Annotated in this window: 20 protein-coding genes; 12 read left to right on the top strand and 8 right to left on the bottom strand. The window is 36.4% G+C overall.

Features of this window, described 5'->3' with window-relative positions:
* The 8 genes from A9996_RS16940 to A9996_RS16905 all read left to right on the top strand — a co-directional run.
* Positions 1 to 917: lysylphosphatidylglycerol synthase transmembrane domain-containing protein (locus A9996_RS16940; protein WP_248912371.1), on the top strand; the 917-nt coding region annotated here is incomplete at its 5' end.
* A gap of 91 nt (positions 918 to 1,008) precedes the next feature.
* Positions 1,009 to 2,142: an alpha/beta hydrolase gene (locus A9996_RS16935; RefSeq protein WP_066437944.1), complete on the top strand. Its 1,134-nt coding sequence runs from the start codon at positions 1,009 to 1,011 to the stop codon at positions 2,140 to 2,142.
* 92 nt (positions 2,143 to 2,234) lie between these two features.
* Complete coding sequence (locus A9996_RS16930; RefSeq protein ID WP_066437941.1) at positions 2,235 to 3,404, top strand: alpha/beta hydrolase; 1,170 nt, start codon at positions 2,235 to 2,237, stop codon at positions 3,402 to 3,404.
* A 72-nt stretch (positions 3,405 to 3,476) separates the two neighbouring features.
* A complete protein-coding gene (gene radA / locus A9996_RS16925; protein WP_066437938.1) occupies positions 3,477 to 4,835 on the top strand; it encodes a DNA repair protein RadA in 1,359 nt (452 codons plus the stop codon).
* 62 nt (positions 4,836 to 4,897) lie between these two features.
* On the top strand, positions 4,898 to 5,362 hold the full coding sequence (locus A9996_RS16920; RefSeq protein WP_066437935.1) for a hypothetical protein: 465 nt from the start codon (positions 4,898 to 4,900) through the stop codon (positions 5,360 to 5,362).
* Positions 5,363 to 5,535: 173 nt separating this feature from the next.
* On the top strand, positions 5,536 to 9,009 hold the full coding sequence (ileS, locus tag A9996_RS16915) for an isoleucine--tRNA ligase (RefSeq protein WP_066437933.1): 3,474 nt from the start codon (positions 5,536 to 5,538) through the stop codon (positions 9,007 to 9,009).
* Positions 9,010 to 9,013: 4 nt separating this feature from the next.
* Positions 9,014 to 9,397: a TraR/DksA family transcriptional regulator gene (locus A9996_RS16910; RefSeq protein ID WP_066437931.1), complete on the top strand. Its 384-nt coding sequence runs from the start codon at positions 9,014 to 9,016 to the stop codon at positions 9,395 to 9,397.
* A 243-nt stretch (positions 9,398 to 9,640) separates the two neighbouring features.
* Entirely contained in the window at positions 9,641 to 10,297 is a 657-nt protein-coding gene (locus A9996_RS16905) for a lipoprotein signal peptidase (RefSeq protein WP_066437947.1), read from the top strand.
* Here the strand turns inward: A9996_RS16905 and A9996_RS16900 are convergent.
* Positions 10,249 to 10,848 (bottom strand): 5-formyltetrahydrofolate cyclo-ligase, encoded by a 600-nt coding sequence (locus A9996_RS16900; protein WP_066437929.1) that lies wholly within the window; start codon positions 10,846 to 10,848, stop codon positions 10,249 to 10,251. The two genes, A9996_RS16905 and A9996_RS16900, sit on opposite strands and share 49 nt — an antisense overlap.
* A gap of 462 nt (positions 10,849 to 11,310) precedes the next feature.
* Here A9996_RS16900 and A9996_RS16895 point away from each other — a divergent pair, with 462 nt between their 5' ends.
* Positions 11,311 to 12,561 (top strand): hypothetical protein, encoded by a 1,251-nt coding sequence (locus A9996_RS16895; RefSeq protein ID WP_066437926.1) that lies wholly within the window; start codon positions 11,311 to 11,313, stop codon positions 12,559 to 12,561.
* Entirely contained in the window at positions 12,552 to 13,196 is a 645-nt protein-coding gene (locus A9996_RS16890) for a hypothetical protein (protein WP_066437923.1), read from the top strand. Before A9996_RS16895 ends, A9996_RS16890 begins: the two co-directional genes overlap by 10 nt.
* Before the next feature lie 51 nt (positions 13,197 to 13,247).
* On the opposite strand, the gene A9996_RS16885 is transcribed toward A9996_RS16890, so the two are convergent.
* The 3 genes from A9996_RS16885 to A9996_RS16875 form a co-directional block, all read right to left on the bottom strand.
* Positions 13,248 to 14,219: a succinylglutamate desuccinylase/aspartoacylase family protein gene (locus A9996_RS16885; protein WP_066437921.1), complete on the bottom strand. Its 972-nt coding sequence runs from the start codon at positions 14,217 to 14,219 to the stop codon at positions 13,248 to 13,250.
* Positions 14,220 to 14,227: 8 nt separating this feature from the next.
* The gene (rimK, locus tag A9996_RS16880) at positions 14,228 to 15,100 is read right to left on the bottom strand and encodes a 30S ribosomal protein S6--L-glutamate ligase (RefSeq protein WP_066437919.1); all 873 of its coding nucleotides are present in this window, start codon (positions 15,098 to 15,100) and stop codon (positions 14,228 to 14,230) included.
* 75 nt (positions 15,101 to 15,175) lie between these two features.
* On the bottom strand, positions 15,176 to 15,598 hold the full coding sequence (locus A9996_RS16875; protein WP_066437916.1) for an ATP-dependent zinc protease family protein: 423 nt from the start codon (positions 15,596 to 15,598) through the stop codon (positions 15,176 to 15,178).
* Between the two features lie 138 nt (positions 15,599 to 15,736).
* On the opposite strand from A9996_RS16875, the gene uvrC reads away from it, so the two are divergent.
* Entirely contained in the window at positions 15,737 to 17,527 is a 1,791-nt protein-coding gene (uvrC, locus tag A9996_RS16870; protein WP_066437911.1) for an excinuclease ABC subunit UvrC, read from the top strand.
* 63 nt (positions 17,528 to 17,590) lie between these two features.
* The gene (locus A9996_RS16865; protein WP_317047113.1) at positions 17,591 to 19,837 is read left to right on the top strand and encodes a patatin-like phospholipase family protein; all 2,247 of its coding nucleotides are present in this window, start codon (positions 17,591 to 17,593) and stop codon (positions 19,835 to 19,837) included.
* Positions 19,838 to 20,020: 183 nt separating this feature from the next.
* On the opposite strand, the gene A9996_RS16860 is transcribed toward A9996_RS16865, so the two are convergent.
* The 4 genes from A9996_RS16860 to A9996_RS16845 all read right to left on the bottom strand — a co-directional run bounded on the left by A9996_RS16860 (position 20,021) and on the right by A9996_RS16845 (position 23,961).
* Positions 20,021 to 22,702, bottom strand: a complete 2,682-nt coding sequence (locus tag A9996_RS16860; RefSeq protein ID WP_066437905.1) for a carboxypeptidase-like regulatory domain-containing protein — start codon at positions 22,700 to 22,702, stop codon at positions 20,021 to 20,023.
* A gap of 9 nt (positions 22,703 to 22,711) precedes the next feature.
* Positions 22,712 to 23,398, bottom strand: a complete 687-nt coding sequence (locus A9996_RS16855) for a GLPGLI family protein (RefSeq protein ID WP_066437902.1) — start codon at positions 23,396 to 23,398, stop codon at positions 22,712 to 22,714.
* A 65-nt stretch (positions 23,399 to 23,463) separates the two neighbouring features.
* Positions 23,464 to 23,700 (bottom strand): hypothetical protein, encoded by a 237-nt coding sequence (locus tag A9996_RS16850; RefSeq protein ID WP_066437900.1) that lies wholly within the window; start codon positions 23,698 to 23,700, stop codon positions 23,464 to 23,466.
* A gap of 21 nt (positions 23,701 to 23,721) precedes the next feature.
* Complete coding sequence (locus A9996_RS16845; protein ID WP_066437898.1) at positions 23,722 to 23,961, bottom strand: hypothetical protein; 240 nt, start codon at positions 23,959 to 23,961, stop codon at positions 23,722 to 23,724.
* Between the last annotated feature and the right edge of the window lie 216 nt (positions 23,962 to 24,177).

Here is a 24,177-nt window from a genome sequence, read left to right as displayed (position 1 = left end):
GTGCTTGTTTTTTTGGGTGGTATACGTTTTCTAAACTACCTGTTGATAAAATCATTCCGTATTTCAAATCGGCCAATTACAGTTGGATTGTTTTAGGGATGCTCCTGGGTTTTCTCAGCAATTTATCCAGAGCTTACAGATGGAACTATTTATTGGCGCCCATGGGCTACAGCGTAAAACTGCCCAATAGCATCATGGCCGTTTTTATCACCTATTTGGCAAATTATGGCATTCCGAGATCAGGTGAGGTTTTAAGAGCAGCGGTGCTCACCAATTATGAAGGCGTGCCTTTTCAAAAAAGCTTTGGGACCATTATTGCCGAAAGAATGGCTGATTTTATTATTCTTCTTGGTATTGTAGGTGTCACTTTCCTCATTCAATTCGATTTTATTTTTGCGCTATTGGAAAAATCCTTTCAGCCAAAAAAACTCATCTTGTTAGGAGTTATCGGGATTGTAATGTGCGTCCTTCTTTTCTTGTATTTAAAGAACAGCCAGTCAAAAATAGCGGTTAAAGTCAGACATTTTGTGATGGGCTTGTTGGAAGGTATCTTGAGTATCTTCAAGATGGAACATAAATGGGCCTTTATTTTTCATACCCTTTTTATTTGGATCATGTATCTGCTCATGTTTTATGTGACGACCTTTGCTGTACAAGATTTACATGGCGTTTCCATAGGTGCGCTTCTCATAGCATTTATAGCCGGAAGTTTTACTATGGCGGCCACTAATGGCGGTATCTTTGTATATCCATTGGCCATAGGTGTGGCATTTTCGCTTTATGATATTCCAGAAAATCCTAGCATTGCCTTTGGGTGGATCATTTGGGCTTCCCAAACATTGATGGTCATGATAGTGGGCAGTTTATCATTCTTGTTTTTACCTATTTACAATAACAAACTAAAGGGAACTAAGTAGCTTTAGGGTGCAAAGAACATAATAAAGAGTCATAGTTGAACAAACCGAATATTTTTTTAACTTGCCTCAGTTTATAAAAATCCCCAATTTTATGCAAAAGTTAACGTTGCTTCTGATCTTTCTCGTCAGCATCTCTATAGATGCTCAGGTTATTTATGAACCCTTTAGTTCTTCTAAATTAGGAGAAACGAGAGAACTAAAAATTCAGCTGCCGCGCAATTACAATTCTGAAGAAAAGACTGAATATCCATTAATCATTGTTTTGGATGGGGATTATTTATTTGAGCCTTTTGCGGGTAATTTAGATTATCAGGCCTACTGGGGAGAGATGCCCAAATGCATTGTGGTTGGCATCAATCAAGTTGCGAGTCGTGATAAAGATCTTTTCTATGATAAGGAAATCTACTTTCCAGCCCATGAAGGTGCTTCTTTTTACGAGTTTATTGGTATGGAACTGATTCCTTACATTGAAAGCAAATACAATGTTTCAAAATTTAGAGTCATCGCAGGGCATGATTTGAGTGCGAACTTCATCAACTATTTTTTATTTAAGGACGATCCTCTTTTTAGAGCATTTATTTTGTTCAGTCCTGATTTGGCTCCTGAGATGGCCAATAGAGTTCAGGAACGTCTGACTACCATGACGACTGATACGTTCTATTATTTAGCCAGTGCAGAAAATGATGTGACTGATTTGAAGGAAAAAATAGTGAACCATAATACTCAATTAGCCGCATTGAATAATCCGAAAGTGCATTATAGATTTGATGATTTCAAGGATGCCGACCACTACTCCCTAGTTGGTCTTGGCATCCCGAAGGCCTTAAATGAAATATTCGCGCTTTATAAACCTATCAATAAACAAGAATATACTGATCAGGTGTTGACCTACCAGGAAGGCCCATTCAAATATCTCGAAAAAAAGTATGATGATATAGAGTTTTTCTACGGATTTGAGAAGAAGCTAGTCGAGAACGATATAAAGGCAATTGCCGCCGCTGCTAACAAACTGGACAATCTTGATGCCCTCAAGGACTTGTCAAAATTGGCACGGCAAGAATATCCTGAATCCATGATCAGTGCCTATTATACCGGCATGTACTATGAAAAGGAAAACAACATGAAAAAGGCTCTACAGTATTACCAGTCAGGTCTTCTTTTAAAGCCGTCTGATTTTATTGATAAGGACGTTTTGTTGGATAAAATTTATTCTATAAAAGAATAAAATTAACACAAGAGTGCACTTCATCGAATATTTTATACAGATCAACTCTATTTGTATATATTTACAATCCCAAACCTCAAACCTACATTGCGATGCAAAAAGCCCTACTTTTTCTTTCCATCCTATTGTGCACAGTATCTATTAGCGCACAAACCATTTATGAGAAATTTGAATCCCGAAAGTTAAATGCAACGAGAGATTTAAAGATCCGACTTCCGAAGAATTATGACGCGGATTCAGATCTGAAATATCCAGTTATTTTGGTTTTTGATGGCGATTATCTGTTTGAGCCAGTGGTTGGGCAAGTGGCATTTCAAACCTATTTTGACAAAATGCCAGAAGCCATAATTGTGGGCTTGGTTCAAGGAAAAGAACGTTTTTATGACAGTTATCATGATGAAGTTACAGGACTGCCAATTGAGTTTGGTGCCAGATTTTATGAATTTATCACGGCAGAATTAATGCCTTATATTGATAAAAATTACAACACAAGCAAATTCAAAGTCGCGGTTGGGCATGATCTTATGGGCAATTTTATAAATGCCTTTTTGCTAAAAGATGACCCATTATTTAAAGCTTACGTTAATTTGAGTCCGGATTTTAAGGGCCAAATGGCTGCCAATATCAGCAATAGATTAACATGGTTAAAGGAGGATATTTTTTACTATATGGTAACGAGTGATGATGATATTGCGCCACTCAGAGGTGGTATTCTTGATGCCAATCAGAAATTACAACAGGTAGATAACAAAGCTTTGAAGTATTATTATGATGATTTTACTGGAGATTCCCACTACACTTTGGTTACTGGAGCCCTGTCAAAAGCTTTGGACAAAATATTTGAATTGTACAAACCAATTAGTGATAGAGAATTTCAAGAAGACATTCTAACCTACGATGGTACCTTAGACACTTATATCAGCAATCGCTACCAAAAGATTGAAGATCTTTTCGGGATTCATAAGCCCATCTCTGAAGATGAATTTGAAAAAATTGTAAAAGCCGCTATTCAACGTGATGACATTGCATCACTTGAAAAAATAGGCAAGTTGGCCAATAAGCAAGATCCTACCACGTCATATGGCACCTACTACATGGCGTTACATGCTGAGAAACTTGGTAAGACCAAAAAAGCTAAAAAGCTCTACGAGGCAGCATTAGACTTAGAATCTACTGCGCATATCAACAAAGATCTGATCCTCAATAAGGTTGAAGGTCTTACCTTGGCCACTGATGATAATGAAAGCGATAGTGACAATTAGTAACGCTTCAATTCCCATTTATATTAAGAATTAATACCGCAAATAGTTTTATTTTAGCCCAAACTTTGAAGCATGGCTAAAATAAAAACAACCTTCTTTTGTCAAAACTGTGGCAGCCAATATTCTAAATGGCAAGGACAGTGTACGGCCTGTAAAGAATGGAATACTATTGTTGAAGAAGTCATCCAAAAAGAAGAGAAATCAGATTGGAAAACACCAACATCTGCAACAAAGCGAACGTCAAAACCCTTACGAATTAACGAAATTGACGTTTCTCAGGAAGCACGAATGAATACGGAAGATGAAGAATTCAACCGCGTACTCGGTGGTGGGATCGTTCCGGGATCTTTAATTTTATTGGGTGGTGAGCCAGGAATAGGCAAGAGTACGTTGTTGCTTCAAATTTCATTAAAACTTCCTTATAAAACACTTTATGTTTCTGGTGAAGAAAGCCAGCAACAAATAAAAATGCGAGCAGAACGCATCTATCCCAGTAGTAATAATTGCTATATTCTGACAGAAACCAAAACTCAAAATATCTTCAAACAAATTGAAGCTTTGGAACCAGATATCGTGGTTATTGATTCTATCCAAACCCTGCATAGTGATTATATTGAGTCATCATCGGGGAGCATCTCTCAAATTAAGGAATGCACGACGGAGCTTATCAAATTTGCGAAAGAAACAGCAACACCGGTTATCTTAATCGGGCATATCACCAAGGATGGGAATATTGCTGGGCCAAAAATTTTGGAACACATGGTAGATACCGTTTTGCAATTTGAAGGCGACCGTAATCATGTTTTTAGAATTTTAAGAGCACATAAAAACCGTTTTGGTTCTACCAATGAATTGGGCATTTATGAAATGCAAGGATCTGGTCTTCGCGAAGTTTCCAATCCGTCAGAAATATTGATTTCCAAAAAGGATGAAGAACTATCTGGGAACGCCGTTGCATCTACATTGGAAGGCATGCGGCCTTTGATGATTGAAGTGCAAGCTTTGGTCAGTACCGCAGTTTATGGAACCCCGCAACGATCGGCCACAGGGTTTAATGCCAAACGCTTAAATATGCTGTTGGCGGTGTTAGAAAAACGTGCCGGATTCAGATTGGGCGCCAAAGATGTGTTCTTAAATATTACTGGAGGTATTTCAGTAGATGATCCGGCCATTGATTTGGCTGTGGTTGCCTCCGTGTTATCCTCAAATGAAGATGTCGCCATTCCTAAAGATTATTGCTTTGCCGCTGAAGTTGGGCTTTCTGGAGAAATCAGACCGGTGCAACGTGTGGAACAGCGTATTTTGGAGGCTGAAAAATTGGGGTTTACCACTATCTTTGTTTCCAAATACAATAAAATAGCACTTCAAAACACGGGTATTAAAATTGAATTGATTTCTAAAATTGAAGATTTGGTGGGGTTTTTAGTTTAGTTAAACGAACTTACTTTGAATCAATAAACATCTTTAACGTAAATTTAAATCATAATTAATATATGAAAACAAAAGCCTTTCAAATCTTATTTGCCATAACACTATTTGTGTCCTGCGGCCCAAAACCAAGCAAATCTCTGTCCGTCATAACCAAAGAGACCAATACCTATATTTCAAAAGTTGAGGTCAATGCCAATTTCAAAACAGAAGTTACAGAAGGCGCCTTGACAGATACAGAAGGATTTCAGGATATTGGCAAATTTAAGTATACTGTTTTCTTTGATTCACAAACCAAGGGTCTTTATAAAATTCACAATATCGAAATCACCAACACCAGCATTTCTGAAACCTATTATTTCAAGGATGGTGATCTGGTTTTAATTGATGGCAATTTGGGAGGTAGCCCAAGCAAGATGTATGTGCAGAACGGCAAAATTATCTCTGAAAGTAAATATGATGCTGCAGCACAAAAAATGCTGTTGGAGAAAGCGAAACGTTTTCAAAAAGCATTTCAAAAGGAACATTAATACCCAGCCTTTGTTGGTGTTTTCTAGCCTTTGTTGGTGTTTTTCACCAATAAATGGAAGGACTCATAGCTACTTTTTGCAACCAAAACTCTAGGCACTCATTTTCGCTCTTTTAGGTCTTCTGTTTTATCAAAAATCATTAATTTCGCACTTCGATCAGAATTAATGAGATAATGAGCAGTAAATTCACTGAATATAAAGGACTTGACTTACCAAAAATTGCAGAGCAAATCGGCAATTATTGGAAAGAAAATGGCATTTTCGATAAAAGCGTAACATCAAGAGAAGGGAGCACCCCATTTGTGTTTTTTGAAGGACCACCTTCTGCAAATGGTTTACCTGGCGTACATCACGTATTGGCACGTGCCATTAAGGATATTTTTCCACGTTACAAAACCATGAAAGGATTTCAGGTAAAACGTAAAGCCGGATGGGATACACATGGATTGCCGATTGAGCTTGGTGTCGAAAAAGAACTCGGTATTACGAAGGAAGATATTGGAAAAACCATCTCTGTAAAAGATTATAATGCCGCTTGTCGCAAAGCAGTGATGCGTTATACTGATGTGTGGAATGACCTTACTGAAAAAATGGGCTATTGGGTAGATATGGACAATCCGTACATTACCTATGAACCTAAGTATATGGAGAGTGTTTGGTGGTTGTTAAAGCAAATCTATGACAAACAACTGATTTATAAAGGCTATACCATTCAGCCGTATTCTCCTAAAGCGGGTACCGGATTAAGTTCGCATGAGCTAAACCAACCAGGGACTTATCAAGATGTTACAGACACTACTGTCGTGGCACAGTTTAAGGCTAATGAAGCCTCACTTCCCGACTTTTTAAAGAATGAAGGTGATATTTACTTTTTAGCTTGGACCACCACACCGTGGACACTTCCAAGTAATACCGCATTGACGGTTGGAGCAAAAATTGATTATGTCTTGGTCGAGACCTATAATCAATACACGTTTGAGCCCATAAATGTCATCCTTGCAAAGTCTTTGGTTAACAATCAATTTGATGGTAAGTTTAAGAACGTGGAGTCAAAACCCGAATTGTTGGAATATACTTCTGGCGATAAGAAGATTCCTTATTATATCGTCAAAGAATTCAAAGGCAAAGATTTAGTAGGCATTACTTACGAGCAGTTATTGCAATACGCACTTCCAAATGACCATCCAGAAAATGCATTTAGGGTGATCTCTGGAGACTTCGTAACCACTGAAGATGGTACGGGAATCGTTCACACCTCTCCAACTTTTGGAGCAGATGATGCCTTGGTGGCCAAACAAGCGGTGCCTGAAATTCCGCCACTGTTGGTTAAAGATAACCATGGCAATTTGGTGCCACTTGTAGATTTGCAAGGTCGTTTTAGAAAGGAAATTAAAGACGATCTGTATGGTTTTGCAGGAGAATATGTAAAATCTGAATATCTCAGCGATGAGGAGTTAGTTACGGAATACGAAAAACAAAAAGACAGTTTAAAATCCGTGATTACCAATCTTAAGGAATACTTAAGTGTTGATGAGCGTTTGGCCCTCAAACTGAAAAATGAGAACAAGGCCTTTAAGGTCGAAAAATATAAACACAGTTACCCAAATTGCTGGCGTACTGACAAGCCAATTTTGTATTACCCATTAGACTCTTGGTTTATTAAAGTGACTGATGTGAAAGACAGAATGGTAGAATTGAATGATACCATCAATTGGAAGCCAAAATCGACAGGAACCGGTCGTTTTGGAAACTGGTTGGCCAATGCTAACGATTGGAATTTGTCGCGTTCCCGTTATTGGGGAATTCCATTACCAATTTGGAGAACGGAAGATGGTAAGGAGGAAATCTTTATTGGATCTGTTGAAGAGTTGAAAGCAGAGATGCAAAAATCCGTAGAGATGGCATTTATGCCGTCTGATATTTTCACAGATTTTGAAATCGGCAATATGTCTGAAGAGAACTACGCTAAAGTAGACTTGCATAAAAATATAGTTGATGATATTGTGTTGGTATCACCTTCAGGCAAACCAATGAAGCGAGAAGCAGATTTGATCGATGTTTGGTTTGATTCAGGTGCGATGCCTTATGCACAATGGCATTATCCGTTTGAGGAAGCCGACCTTATTGATAAAAAACAGGCCTTTCCCGCTGATTTCATTGCAGAAGGTGTGGATCAAACACGTGGTTGGTTTTATACGATGCATGCTATTGCGACAATGGTCTTTGATTCTGTAGCCTATAAAAACGTCGTTTCTAATGGTTTGGTATTGGATAAAAATGGGCAAAAAATGTCCAAACGTTTGGGCAATGCGGTAGATCCTTTTACAACATTAGATGTGTATGGGGCAGATGCGACGCGTTGGTACATGATTGCAAACGCCAATCCGTGGGATAACTTGAAGTTTGACTTGGAAGGGATTGAAGAGGTGAAGCGAAAGTTCTTCGGAACGCTATATAACACTTATTCCTTTTTCACACTCTATACCAATTTAGATAACTTTAGTTATTCTGAAGCGGAAATGCCTTTAGAAAATCGCCCAGAAATTGACCGTTGGATTTTATCTGAATTGCATACCTTGATTCAGAAAGTTGATGCGTATTATGCAGATTATGAGCCAACAAAAGCGGCGCGGGCCATTTCAGATTTTACACAAGATTATTTGAGCAACTGGTATGTGCGTTTAAGCAGAAGACGTTTCTGGAAAGGCGATTATCAACAAGATAAAATTTCAGCATATCAAACTTTGTATACCTGCATGGTAACCATTGCAAAATTGGGCGCACCAATTGCTCCGTTCTATATGGACCGATTGTATTTAGATTTGAACGCAGTTACCAAAAAAGAGACTTTTGAAAGTGTCCATTTATCAGATTTCCCTGTGTTTGATGAGCGTTTTGTTGATAAAGCACTAGAGCATAAAATGGAAGCGGCACAAACCATATCTTCTCTGGTACTATCATTAAGGGCTAAAGAGAAGATCAAAGTGCGTCAGCCCCTTCAAAAAATCATGATACCTATTTCAAGCGAGTCTCAGAAAAATGAAATTTTAGCGGTTGCTGATTTGATAAAATCGGAGGTAAATGTCAAAGAAATTGAGGTGCTTGAAGATGCTTCTGATATTTTGGTGAAGCATATAAAACCTAACTTTAAGGTCCTCGGACCCAGGTTTGGTCAAGACATGAAAGCTGTTGCTCAGTTAATTGGTCGTTTTTCAGCTGAAGATATCAAGGAAATCGAACAAAACGGTGTTTTAGACGTTGAAGTGAATGGAAAAAGTATTACTTTGGAACTCTCAGATGTAGAGATTACCTCACAAGATATTGAAGGTTGGCTCGTGGCAAGTTCAGGAGCACTTACAGTAGCTTTAGACGTTACTCTCACTGATGAATTACGAAAAGAAGGGATTGCAAGAGAATTGGTAAACCGCATCCAAAATTTAAGAAAGGATTCCGGTTATGAGCTTACGGATAGGATTGTAGTACACTTTCAAAAAGACGAACAAATTATTAATGCAATAAACAAGAATTTAGAGTACATAAAAACCGAAACCTTAACCGAAGAGTTGGAAATTGTGGAACACCTAAATGAAGGTATAGAAGTTGCTTTTGACGACGTAAATACTAAGTTGTTTATTCAAAAATTTTAATATTATGGCTGACGATGCAAACATTAGATATTCTGACAAAGACTTAGCAGAATTTAAAGTATTGATACAAGAAAAGATAAAGAAAGCAATTCATGATTTAGACCTTATAAAAAGTGCGTACATGAATGACGGCAATAATGGTACTGATGATACATCACCTACCTTTAAAGCGTTTGAAGAAGGCAGTGAAACCATGAGTAAGGAAGCGAATTCGCAATTGGCAATTCGTCAAGAGAAATTTATTCGCGACCTTAAAAACGCGTTGATACGCATAGAGAACAAAACATTTGGCGTGTGTAGAGTTACTGGTAAGTTAATAGGGAAGGAGCGCTTAAAGCTTGTGCCTCATGCCACGTTGAGTATTGAAGCTAAGAATATGCAGCAGTAACACAATCCTTTTTTAAAAAAAAGGGGTACTTGTGAATTGAAGTTTAGATTGCTATTACATATAAAAACACTTCAATTTTAGTAGGTGTTTTTTTTGTTTATCCCATCTTTAGTATAGAAGCAAGGTTTTCAATAATAATGCTATTTTTACATTCACTTAGAATAAGATGATCACAATTAGCCTTAAGAAGCAATTTCAGTTATAATCGTCATAAAAAAAAATCCCACTTTCATGGGAAATGTTATGTCCCTAAAAAAAGCAACCCTGTTAATCATTGTCATCCTATTGATTGACCAGATCAGTAAATTCTACATTAAAACGCAGTTCGCTTTGCACCATAGAATTGAGGTGTTTGATTGGTTTCAGATTTTATTTGTGGAAAACGATGGGATGGCCTGGGGGACCAAACTGAGCGATTTCATTACTGGAATCTCGGATAGGACCGCCAAATTGGCGTTAACCATATTCCGCATTGTTGCCGTTGTTGGTATTGCCTATTGGTTGGTGACTTCAGTAAAGAAAAAAGGGTCCAGAATTCTTATTGTAGCCATTGCATTGATTTTTGCCGGGGCGCTGGGCAATATTATTGACTCTGTATTTTATGGTCTAATATTTAACGACAGCCACAGTCAGGTGGCCACATTCTTGCCAGAAGCTGGATATGATACCTTATTTCATGGGAAGGTGGTAGATATGCTGCATTTTCCTATTTGGCAGGGTGTTTTGCCCAATTGGATGCCGTTTGTTGGCGGCGATTATTTTACATTTTTTGAACCCGTGTTCAATGTTGCTGATATGGCTATAAGCTCAGGCATAGGGCTATTGATTGTTTTTAATAAAAAAGCATTTCATCAAGAGGAAGAGGAGCTTGAAGCTCCTGTGTTCGTAGAAAATGAATAGACATGATCAGGGGTTACACAATAATCTAGCGCCACATCACTTTCAAAAACGCCTTCAATCAAGTCTTCTGCTTCAAAAAGCGAAAGTCCAATTTTAACGGTTTCTGGAGCGCATTCAGATAAAAAGGTATCATAAAATCCTTTCCCGTAACCAATGCGGTGCCCTTGCTTGTCAAATGCCAAAAGCGGAACAAAAACCACCTCAATCTTAGCAGTATCGATTTCAATTCCATCGACAGGTTCTGGGATGTTCCATTTGTTTTTTTTGATAATGGTGTTGTCCATTAAAAGGTAATGCGTCATTTTTATGCTCTCAAAATCACTTTTTGAAATGATGATATTTTTATCCTTTCCAGATAGAATGTTCAGAATATAATCGGTGTTGATTTCCTTATGCTCGGTAATGCTTAGAAAGAGATGATAAAATGAAGCGTTCCAAATAGGGAGCTTTAGCAATTGATTGGAAATATCCAAGCTCCCGTTTTCAATAGCCTCTGAGGAAAGCGTCTTTCGCTTTTGTTTGTAGAGCTGTCTTAATTCTGTTTTGGTCATAGCTAAAAATACTATTTTATATCTATTAAAAATGGTTATTTAATTTTTTTGAAATGATTTAGATTTCAACCAGATGAAGCTTATTAAAAAAACTCACAAACACCAGATCCATTCATTACGTTTTTTTAGGATAAACCACCAAAAGTAATTTTTATAAATGACTAAATAATAGGCGCTTATATTAAACTAGTTTTTATTTTTCAAATAAATTATTTAATTTGCAATGTCAACGAATACAAACTGGGTAACTTAAACTTAACCTTTTTAGTTTATACTTAAGCCTGTTTCAATTTTAAAAGAGTTCAGTTCATATTTTCAATAGTTGCTAAATTCATAATATTATGGTCAAAAAAGAACGTTTAGGTATCAAAAATCATTTTCGTCGGGTTTCTCATAGTATTCTTTAATTGTTCTGAGAATTATGTTCAAGAAGAAACTAAAACTATACGAGAAAGTACAATCTTGGTTGACTCTATCTTTGATGTTGAAATAAAAGGTGAAGTTGACCTTTTAAAGACACAATTAAAAATTAAACTGAATAGGTATAGCCATGAACAATTTAGCACTAAAAAAGAGGGTTTTAAAAGTAAATACGGTACGATATCAAATAAGGTATTTGTGGTTCAAAAAAAGGTTAATAAACATCCAATGCTAATTTTACCGATGAAAAACAGTAAGGAAGTAAAATTACTGATTGGCTATTTTAAAAAGGATAATGTTAATTATAAAATTTTTGAATCATCTGATGCAAAATCAACAAAAGGAGAACAAGATATTGAATTAGAAATTTTAAATAATCTTTCTGTATATTTTCGATTCACCTCTACGAATGAAAAAATCAACCAAAATATCAGTAATAGATCATCAGATTGTTGGCGTCCTCTCGGCCAAAGTGGTAGTAATAGCTGTTATATGGGCATGCAGGATATGTGTACTGGAGATATTATCTTTATTGACACCTGTGGTAAAATGGAAGAAGATGAGGAAGAATGGGAATGGGGAGATGAGGATGACCCTTGGGAAGAGGATGATTATGACGATGGCCCAGACGAAAATAGCGACGGCGATGAATGGAATTGGAATGATGGGGGTGGAGATATTGATGATTTTAAGGTTGTTAATGAGCTCACAGGGAAGGCACTTTGTGTGTACGAAAAACTAAAAAATTCTAATAGCAATCTATTTAAGGAGACGATAGGTAAATTTATTGATGACCCAAAATATGATCTCATATTAAAAAACGGGAATTGTAGTTCTGGTGCTTCCGCTTGCACAAACTCACAGAGCATAGGCTCAACAGGGGAAGTAATTATTACAATAGATCAATTGTCCGGAAGTATTTTAGAAGATGCAGCTTTAATTTTACATGAAGGAATTCATGCAGAGATAGCTAGATATGTTCATAGATTTCAGGTTGGAGAAGACCCAAATAATAGAGCAAGATTGTTCCAATTGTATAAATTTTATAAAGAAGCAGAAGTCCCTGAAAAACATTTAGATCATCCATATATGACATTAAATTATATAAATCCAATTGCATCTGCATTACGAACATTGGATGGAAACCGATATCCCATTGATTATTACAAATCATTTGCTTGGGACGGACTAAGAAAATGGGATGTATCCAACTTATTAGGAATTGAAGGGCCTCCAAAACTTGATGGTTATCGAAATATTGTTAATTCCAATACCAATCTATCATGCGACTAATTATAATTCCATTACTCTCTATTTTAATATTTAGCTGTTCTTCAAAACAATCCTCAACAGATGACCAGCTTTCTGTTGTTGCTGCTGTCTTTGTAAGAATTCCTAAAACATTACCGCCTCCACCACCACCGCCACTTATCAATAACGAGGTCAAAGAAGAAGACAATATTGACTATTCTCAACTAAAGCCTCTTACATTCAATTATGCCATTAATGAAAATTTTGTTTATTATGATTTTGATTATATAAATGAGATTTCTAATCAATTTATGGCTTATAAATCAAAGGAACTTTTTGAAGAGAAGGGTCTAGATAGTTCATACATGAAATTAGTTCAAGGGCTATCAGGGCTTAAAAAATCAGATAAGATTGACAAAGCCAAACTTTCTGAATTAATAAATGATGATTTGATTTTTTGGGATAAACAAAAAATAACTATCCAAGAAAAAAAAGAGCTTAACATTACCGGTATTATCAGTTTTTCTAGAGTGTCATTTAACGATGAGTTTACAAAAGCTGCAGTAGCCGTAGGAGATTATTCTGAACACATTGGTGGCGGTGTTAGTTTATATATTTTAGAAAAAATAGATAATAATTGGGTCATTAGATATACAAAAATCCTTATGATGTCTTGATAAAATACCAATAATCGGATGGTTTGAGTCTAGCATTTTCAACTATTTTTATTAGCTCACCTGCTTCGTCACATGAAAAAGCGCATCACCTTGATACACCAACGAAGCTTCATTCACATTAATCACATACCCTTCAATACTCGATTTCACTTCGTGATAAATTTTCCCATAAGGATCTGTGATTTGTCCCAGAACATCATCAATCTCCACCTTGTCGTTCACATTCACTGCTGATTTGAACATGCCAGATTGTTTGGCCCTGATCCATTTGCTTTCTTCAATAAAGACAGTGGGCATTTTGGGAGGAGAGGCTTTGATCCGATGATGCAACATGTCATAATGCGCTAAAATGCGCTTCACACCTTCCACGCCAACCTTTGAGATATTGTTGTCTACGTAAAATGATTTTCCGCCTTCATACAATAAAATAGGTTTCCCTAACTGAAAACAGGCATTTCTAAATGATTTTGAAATATGATTGGAGTACAACACAAAGGGCGCGCCAAAAATACGTGCCAATTCATCCAGTTCAGGGTGGTTTCTTACGATACGAATTTGTGCCGCATTGAACCTGCTAGCCCCTCCGGTATGAAAATCGATAATCAAATCCACCTCAGGAATAATCTCATGCATAAGCCGATGTGCCACTCTACTTGCCAAGGAGCCATTTGATGATCCTGGAAATACCCTGTTGAGATCACGACCATCAGGAAAAGCACGTTTACTGCTCAAAAACCCAAAGATGTTCAAAATAGGCATGCAAATAATAGTACCCCGTTTTGGCATATTGATGCGTCTTGCAATCAGTTGCCTCACAATATCCACCCCATTTATCTCATCACCATGGATGCCTGCCGAAAACAGAATGGTGGGCCCCGGAATTTTTGAACGTTCAATAATAATGGGAATCTCAATTTTTGTAGCGGTATGGAGTTTGGCAATATTAAAATTGATTTCTCTCGAGGCCCCCAAAGGGATTTCTTCCCCTAAAATTGTAATGGTATTTTTGCTGTCTTCAGACATAAATAGTTTTAAACGTTGCGTTCAATGTATCTTATGATACTTTTGGCGATATCTTTTTTGGTGGCCGCTTCAATGCCTTCCAATCCCGGTGAAGAATTAACTTCTAAAATTAAGGGACCACGAGACGATTGTAACATATCAACCCCACAAACACCCAACCCGAGTGACTTTGCAGCTTTTAAGGCCGCATTTTCTTCTTCATCAGTAAGTTGAATAATTTGTGCCGTACCACCTCTGTGTAAATTAGACCTAAACTCGCCCTCTTTTCCTTGACGTTTCATGGCGCCAACCACATTGCCATCTACTATAAAAGCTCTGATGTCAGCACCTCCAGCCTCTTTGATAAATTCCTGAATAATCACACGCGCTTGCAAACCGTGAAAAGCTTCAATTACGGATTCTGCCGCGTTATTGGTTTCTGCCAACACAACACCCAGGCCTTGAGTACCTTCAAGAAGTTTAATGACCAACGGCGCACCCCCTACAGAGGCAATTACTTCTGATGCATCTTTTGTATAATTGGAAAATACGGTTTTTGGCATCCCCAAGCCTGCGCGGGAAAGTACTTGAAGACTTCTCAATTTATCTCGGGATCTTACCAAGGCTTGAGATTCCACTACTGAAAACACCTTCATCATCTCAAATTGACGTACCACCGCAGTTCCATAAAATGTTACAGAAGCACCAATGCGAGGAATAATAGCATCTACATTTTCTAAAATACGACCTTTATATAAAATGGCAGGATTTTTCTTTTCAATAATAATATCACACTTTAAAGGGTCTATCACTTCACAAGTGTGCTTGCGCTGTCTTGCGGCCTCTACTAAGCGCTGTGTAGAATATAAATGAGGGTTACGGGATAGGATTATGATGTTCATTGAGCTTGATGGCTTTAAATTTTTGATTTATTAGGATTAAAATTTTAAGGTGAAAAGGGGTACAAAAATGTTTATTTATTTTTTGTTGTTAAAAGATACATCTTTTTGAGTGACATCAACGATGAATTTTTTTGTCAAAAATTTCCGTCCTATCAAAATAGGATATTTCATGTCTTCTCTTGTGCTTAAAGTCAATGAAATGCTGTATTCTTTTTCAAATAAAACAATGGTGGTCTTTACTTTATAACGTTTTTGAACCACACCGTTGCTGCTTTTTACTTTTGCAAAAGTGTATTCTTTAAATCTAATTTCCTTACCGTTATAGTACGGGTGGCCCTCATCATAAAACAAACAGACCAGCTCATCATTATCAACCAAAACCTTATGGCAATGAATGGAGGAGGTGTAAGCACCCGTGTCTATTTTGATATCAATACCAAATAAATCTAGGGTTGGAAAATCAGCTTTGTCAATTCTGCCTATTGTTTTTTTGGGCATTCTAAAAAATTAAATTAGGCTCGCAAGGTAATAAAAAAACAAACGTTCACTTAAATCACTTAAATTTTGTTCAGTAGGGTTTTAGACGCACTCAGATAATTGGTTGATATGTTTTTAGATATATAGTATCTTTGGGGCATGAGTAAGCCTACTTTAGAAATCCAATTACAAACATTGCCCCATCAACCTGGAGTGTATCAGTATTTTGATGCCAATGATAAGATCTTGTATGTAGGTAAGGCAAAGGATTTGAAGAAACGGGTCAGTTCTTATTTTACTAAAAACCATGATTATGGCAAGACCAAAGTATTGGTTAAAAAAATTGTCACCATCAAGCACATCGTTGTAGAAACCGAAACAGATGCGCTGCTTCTGGAGAATAATCTGATCAAAAAATACCAACCGCGGTATAATGTGTTGCTAAAAGATGACAAGTCCTATCCATGGATCTGCATCAAAAAAGAACGTTTCCCAAGGGTGTTTTCAACACGACGCGTTTTTAAAGATGGGTCTGAATATTTTGGACCTTATACCAGCATGAAAACTGTAAAAACCCTGTTAGATTTGATCAAGGGTTTGTATCTCTTGAGAACCTGTAATTATGATTTGGCTCAGGATAAAATAGATGCCGGGAAATTTAGAGTGTGCTTAGAATACCATTTGGGCAATTGTAAAGGACCCTGTGAAGGCTACCAATCTGAAGAAGATTATCATCAGAACATTGCAGCCATTAGAGAAATTTTAAAAGGAAACTTTAAAGATTCATTATCGCAATTTAAACAACAAATGAGGGCGCATGCTGAAGCTATGCAGTTTGAGGACGCACAGCGCATCAAGGATAAGATGGATATTTTACAAAATTATCAGGCAAAATCGACGGTGGTCAATCCAAAAATCAGCAATGTAGATGTGTTTTCAATCATTTCTGATGAAGGGTATGGCTATGTCAATTTCTTACAACTGTCTTACGGTTCCATCATTCGTTCACATACTTTGGAAATCAAAAAGAAGTTGGATGAAACTGATGAAGAGCTGTTGCAATTGGCCATTACAGAAATCAGACAGCGTTTCAACTCTACAAGTAGAGAGGTTTATGTGCCTTTTGAAGTAGATTTAGGTGAAGACATCAAAGTCAGCACCCCAAAATTGGGCGATAAGAAACGTATTTTAGAATTGTCAGAACGGAATGCCAAATACTACCGAATGGAGCGTTTTAAACAAGTCAAAATCACCGATCCTGACCGTCACGTCAATAGGATCATGGCACAAATGAAAGCTGATTTACGCCTCAATGAAGAGCCAACACACATTGAATGTTTTGACAATTCAAACATACAGGGTACCAATCCGGTGGCGGCTTGCGTAGTGTTTAAAAATGGTAAACCGAGTAAAAAGGACTACCGCCATTTTAATATCAAAACTGTTGTTGGTGCTGATGACTTTGCTTCTATGGAAGAGGTGGTCTATCGGCGTTATAAGCGTTTGTTGGAGGAAGAGCAGCCGTTGCCGCAGCTTATTATTATTGATGGTGGAAAAGGACAGCTCTCTTCAGCAATGAAAAGCTTGGAGCTGCTAAATTTGAGAGGAAAAATTGCGATTATCGGAATTGCAAAACGTTTGGAGGAATTATTCTATCCAGATGATCCAATTCCATTATATTTAGATAAAAAAAGCGAGACTTTAAAAATCATTCAGCAATTGCGTAATGAAGCGCATCGTTTTGGTATTGAACACCACCGCAATAGGCGTAGCAAAGGAGCGCTGAGTACAGAGTTGGAATTGATCTCAGGTATTGGCGAGCAATCTATAGTAGAGTTGATGACCCAATTTAAAACCATTAAAAAAATCAGTAATGCAACCTTTGAAGAGTTGGAGTCCGTTATAGGCGCGTCAAGAGCAAAAAAGATTCTTGACTTTTACAACAAATAAAATATCAAAAGCCTAAGCTCGTTATTCCAGGCCTAAAGGCTTATAAGTTGAAACCCTCACGATTTGAAAAATAAAATCCACATTACACTTCTTTTTTTATGCACTTGCTTTTTGATGGGGGCCCAAGACAGTATTCCCCAAAAACAGCAAACAGCACCAAAAGTAGGTCTGGTGCTGAGTGGTGGTGGGGCCAAAGGGTTTGCCCATATTGGTGTCTTAAAAGTGATTGACAGCCTCAACATTAAGATTGATTATATTGCAGGCACAAGTATGGGTGCCATGGTAGGTTCTCTATATGCTTCAGGCTATTCTGGAAAACAATTGGACTCCATTTTTAGATCTCTCAATTTTGATGATGTCATTAATGATAACTTACCACGGTCGGCCAAAACATTTTACGAGCGTGATAATTCTGAAAAATATATAGTGACCTTGCCATTCACAAACTTTAAGTTGAATTTGCCTTCAGCACTATCAAGAGGTCAAAACGTATTCAATCTGCTGTCAAAATTAACTTTGCATGTCACCGACATTCCGGATTTTGACAAGTTGCCCATTCCATTTTTTTGTGTGGCAACTAACGTAGAAACTGGGAAAGCCATCATTTTAGATCAAGGAAATTTAGCACAAGCCGTTACTGCAAGTGGTGCATTTCCATCGTTATTTCGACCGGTGATTATCAATGATCAGGTGCTAATTGATGGTGGTGTCATCAACAACTATCCTATTGAAGAACTTAAGGCTAAAGGAATGGACATTATTATTGGCGTTGATGTACAGGACGGATTGTCCACCCGCAAAGATTTAAATTCAGCGCCCTCCATTTTACTTCAGATCAATAACTATCGGACTATTAGTGATATGATAAAGAAAGCTGAAAAAACGGACATCTATATTAAGCCAGATATTACAAATTATACAGTGGTGTCTTTTAGTGAAGGTAAGAAGATTATTGAAAGTGGTGTAAAGGCAGCAAAACTGAAGTTGGATGATTTGAAACAATTGCCACAATATAAAACTTCAAGACAAATAGAGTTGGACCTTGTTTCTAAAGATAGTATTGCTATTAATGACATTAAAATATACGGAAATAACAGATATACACGTGCCTATATCTTGGGAAAATTGAAACTTAATGAAAACACTAAAGTGGGTTATGCTGATTTTAATCAAGGCGTTAATAATTTAGTGGCTACCAACAATTTTAATACGTTCTACTATGAATTTGAAAAGACCAATACACCAAGCGTTTTCAATTTATTGGCTACAGTAGAAGAAAGTAATGTCACCAACTTTTTAAAATTCGGACTGCACTATGATGATCTTTATAAAAGTGCTGCACTCATAAACCTTACAAAAAAACGCGCCTTGCTAGATGATGATGTGGTGTCTTTAGATTTGATTTTGGGAGATCATGTGCGCTACAATTTTGAGTATTATATAGATAAAGGCTTTTATTGGAGTGTTGGGGTACGGTCGCGCTTTAACCAATTTAACAGAAATGTTAATGCAAAGTTGTTTTTAAATGATGAGGAGCAATCCCTAACCGGATTGAATAAGATTGATATTGAACTGGAAGATCAAACCAACCAATTTTATGTCCAAACCTTGTTCAGAAAGGATTTTTCGTTGAGTTTTGGTGGTGAACATAAGCGCTTAAAAATTAAATCAGAAACGGTCTTTTCCAATGTGCAGGATGAGAAACGATTTTTTGAAAATACCGATTATTTGAGTGTTTTTGGAACATTACGATTAGACACATATGACAATAAGTATTATCCAAGAAATGGGGTGTATTTTAATGGTGATTTTCATCTCTATTTTCACGCCTCGCATTTCAATAAAGATTTTAATGAATTTTCTATCGCTAAAGCAGATATTGGATATGCCTTCGGGATCTCTGACAAGTTATCGGCAAATATTTTTACCCAAGGCGGATTTAAAATTGGCGATAACAGCACACAATCACTAGATTTTGCCTTAGGTGGTTACGGCAATAACTTTATCAACAACTTTATTTCATTTTATGGTTATGATTATGTCGCACTTACCGGGGATAGTTTTGTAAAGGGTACCTTGAGTTTGGATTATGAAATTTTCAAAAAGAACCATATTACATTTGCCGCCAATTACGCCAATATTGGCTATGGCATTTTTAAGTCTGGTGCTTGGATCACGGCACCTGATTATACGGGCTATGCCATTGGTTACGGATTGGAGACTTTTTTAGGACCACTAGAAGCCAAATACACCTATACTCCAGAACTTGGTAAAAGTACTTGGTTGTTTAATTTGGGGTTTTGGTTCTGAATTTCCCAAATTCCCACAAAGGACACAACCTTAGGGTGCCGTGAGGCTAATATTCTGATTTTAATTCATTTCGGCTCAGTAAGACTGGTAAGTTTTTTCAGTAAGACTGGTGAGTTTTTTATCAACAACCAATCTAATGCACGAAGTTTCAAGAACTATCTCTGATTATCATATATGGAATTTTCATAGCTTGTAAGCCACCTTAAACATTATAATCCTGGGTAGAATAAACGTTTTGCTGTCACTGATCAAGAAATTGTTGAAGGAGTTCTGTTGTTTAAATGTCGTGTTGAATAAATTCGTGCCGTTGATTTCAAATCCCCAAGGACTATCTTCCAATTGATAAAATAAAGAAGCATTTGCCGTGTCAAACGTGTTTTTGGCGTTGTTGCTTTTGTTATGGTAACTGTCAAAGGCATAATCTGCTTTAAATATAAAATCGTTTAAAAAATCGTATTGCACGTTAACAAAGAAATTATCATTTTCAAAATCGTTGGTGGAACTGAATGAGCGGTAATTGTTGAAATCCTTGGTGTAACCTATTTCAATATTTGGATAATTTTTAAAGAAGGTTTCTGCGCTTATAGTTGATAAGATTGATTTTGAAATGTTAAGATTTGTATCATCATTCAAAATTTGATAAAAGTCGTTATACCTGAAGTTACCGCGAAATTTATAGCGAATCTTGTTAATTTTTTTTGAAATTTGACCACTAATGTTCCAGTTATGTTCAGGTTGATCAAACATAATGAGTGTATTAAACTGTTCAATACCTCGTAATTGAGTGACGCTTTTAAATTGCGCTACCTTTTTGTTGAAAGAGGTATTCAAATTCAGGTTCAAATTCTTAAAAAGACTGAATTTATAATAACTCAAATTAACGGTATGGTACAATTGATTCTCTAACGTGGTGTTTCCTCTATACACACTATTAAAATTGCTCAAAATAAAATTATTTGCAAGTTGATCGATACCTGGAAAACGGGCGTTAAGACTGTATTTAAAATTGATTTTTTTACTAGTGTTAAATTCTATTTTGGTGGTGAATTGTGGGAGCAGTAATGCTTTGGTGTTGCTGAAGCGCTCGTCAAACTGTTTGGTATTCCAACTGTAAAAATGGGTGTAGAGCATTGGTTTAAACGTGGCAATGCCAATTTGAAACTTATATTCCAATCCTACAAACGTGTTTACAAATTGGTAAGCAACATCATTCCCAAAACCAGCCGAGTTAAAATTGTTGCTTGTGCCATCACTCAACAACTGTTCATCTGTATTATAAAAATTGTTAAAAGCCGCATTGACGCCAACGCTCGTATAAATATGGTTAAAATTATTGAGCACCCAATAGTCTTTAGTGATGGCGTTGACGGTATGGGCACGACTTCGTTTGGTTTGTAAAATAGTATAAAGGTCATCATCTTCTAGCGGGATCAAGCCTTGTAAAATTTTCTGGTTGGTCAACCATTCCGTTAAAGGTTTGTCATTTTGAAAATTGTAGGTGGCTTCCAAGGTTAGGGTATGGTCTTTTGAAAGTTTCCGGCTGTACGTAACGTTCTGTTTAAGGTTGACAGCCTTGATGTCTGTAAGTGTTGCAATAGTATTATCTAGTATCGGGTTGATGGTGCTTATCAATCCTTGGCTGTCATTATTGGTCACTTTTATAAAGCTGTTATAGGCAAAATCATTTTCAAAACTCGGGTCATAATCGAGGGTGACTTTGCCAATGGTAAAAAAATTATTGAAGTTATTTGCAGTATTTCTAGTTTCAAAATATGGGTCATTAGTATTTAAATACTCATTTACTGTAGCGCTTTCGGTATCCGTTTTACTGTTTGAACTGATGATGTAGCCACTAATATCCGTAACATTAGTAATGGACTGCCGTATATTTAAAGCACCAAACTGATTGATATTTGCGGTATAATCTTGATTATTGAGATATTGTGCAAAGTCACTATTAAATAAATCAAAATAGCTGCCAGCATCATTTAAGAGTTTACCAAAACCACCTTCAAATTCTAGATAGTCACTAAAACTAAAGCTTTTTATACCTTGGTTGTTGAGGTCGCCAATAAAATTGACATTGGTTTTGGGGCTGTAATAAAATAGGTTGGGATGGATGAGGTAACGCTCTTTTATGGCTGCGCCCACTTCAACATCTCCAAATGTAAATTTCTTTTTGTCTTCCTTAAGCTTGATGTTCATGGCCATATCCTCGCTATCCTGAAGCCCTTTTAACATGGCAACCTCGTTGTAGTTGTCCAAAATCTCAACCTTGTCCACCGCATCTGCAGGAATATTATTGACTGCCAATTTACTGTCGCCTGTAAAAAAGGTTTTGTTTTCCACCAATACTTTGGTCACTTTTTTACCCTGCACTGTAACGTTGCCCGCTCTATCTACCTCTACTCCTGGTAATTTTTTTAGTGCATCACGTAGTTTGCGTTCTTCACCTGTTACAAATTTGCTGACATCGTAAGTTATAGTATCTTTTTTTACTACGATTGGTGGCGTGTAATTGATGGTCACCTCGTCCAATTGATTAAGGTTTTCTTGAAGGGTAAAATTTTGAATAAGGTCTTCTTCTGTAGTGGTTAAAACTTGCGTATGTGGTGTAAAGCCAAGAAAACTGACTGTTAAATTATAAGTTTGGTTTTTGGAAAGCCCAAGTTTGTAACTGCCATTTTCCTCTGTAATCGCAAATTTGACATCCTCGTTATCGTTTTTTGGGATGGCTAAAATGTTGGCGTAGGCTAATGGGTTTTGGAGGGTGTCAGTTACTTTGCCGGAAACCTTGATTTGTTGGGCGTAAGAAGAAAATCCTGCTGATAGAAGCAGCATTGAAATTTTAACTACTCTATACATCACAAAAAGTTACTCTTTAAAAACATCTCCAAATTTCTTTTTGAATTCCTCATAAGTAAGCTTCTCACCATTTATTGGTCTTGAAATATCTTCTACTTTCTTAGGTTTTAGGTTTATATTTTCAGCTAAGTATGAAAGCTTATTGTTTTTAAGTTCTAAAATCAACCCAGGTAATCCGTTAAAGGAATTTGGACCATGATTTACTGCAATTGAAGGAGCGTACCAAGCCACAATATCGTTAGTATTATTCATAACTATTGCTTTATAACACAAAAATTCACCTATCATTTTAGATTCCTTTAATAATTTCCACTCTACTTTTGGTTTACTTACAATATAATCTTTACCACCAACATTCATCACCATAACATTGCTATTATCCTGACTATTATGATAGTAAGTATTGTTATTCCCTGCCATTATCTCAGTTAAATTGAGGCTTCCCTGAGCATCATTTTTTAACACTTCACTTTTTTTATAGAATGACTCATTTTTATTAAATGATAAAATAAAATATACGTCGTGAGAATTTTTAATTAAATCATTTACTCTTTTAGATACATTAGGGTCTTGATTTTCTACTTTTTTGAAATCATTTTTATCCATTGATACTAAATAGGTCATTTCACCTTGAATAGAATTTTGTGCAAATAAATTTGTCGCACAAAAAGAAAGTACAAGAAATAAATATCTCATCTGTTGTAAATTAAAATAGTTCAAATAGGAGTTTAACGTCCTATTTGAACTTGGTTAATCAATAATTAACTATTATAACATCCTTCAAAAAGAACATTATATACTGCTAAATAACTTTCGAAATTAGCACCATTTGCATCTTGACCCATAAAATCAGCCAACTGTAATGTGGCTTCTCTGGCCATTCTAACACAGTCTGAAGCCTTTCCGTCTTCGAATTCTTCTATGTCTTTTTGGTCAGCATTAATGCCATTACTGAAAGTGAAGGCCACTATTAATAGTAAAAATTTTAATTTTTTCATTTTTTATGTTTTTTAAGGTTTTTAATTTTCTAAACATGTTTCATACATAGTCATGTATATAGCTAAGTAAAATTCGAAATTATCGCCATTTGCATCTTCACCCGCAAAATCGGCAAGAGCTAAAGTAGCTCCACGTGACATTCGAACACAATCGGAAGCCCTACCAAAGTCATCTTCTACTGGTTTTTGGTAGATCGTGGCACTGGTTAAACTTCCCATAAGAAATATCAAGGTAAGAAAACTGAATACTTTGTTTTTCATAATTTCTAAATTTTAAACCCACATATATTTTTAAATGCAGGTTGGTTAATAACTTGTTTTTTCTACAAAGTCTTAAAAATTTACAAAGTCATGTTTTACAAAGTCAAAAGCTACAAAGTCTTAAAAAATAAACCAGCTGGTTTTTGGTATCAATCCAATATGTCTCAAATGGCTAAGAAGTGACTTTGTAATTACTCCAAAAACCATCATCAACCC

Origin of the sequence: Gelidibacter algens (assembly GCF_001678675.1) — a bacterium.
Classification (GTDB): Bacteria; Bacteroidota; Bacteroidia; order Flavobacteriales; family Flavobacteriaceae; genus Gelidibacter; species Gelidibacter algens.
This window is presented reverse-complemented; position numbering and strand designations above follow the sequence as displayed.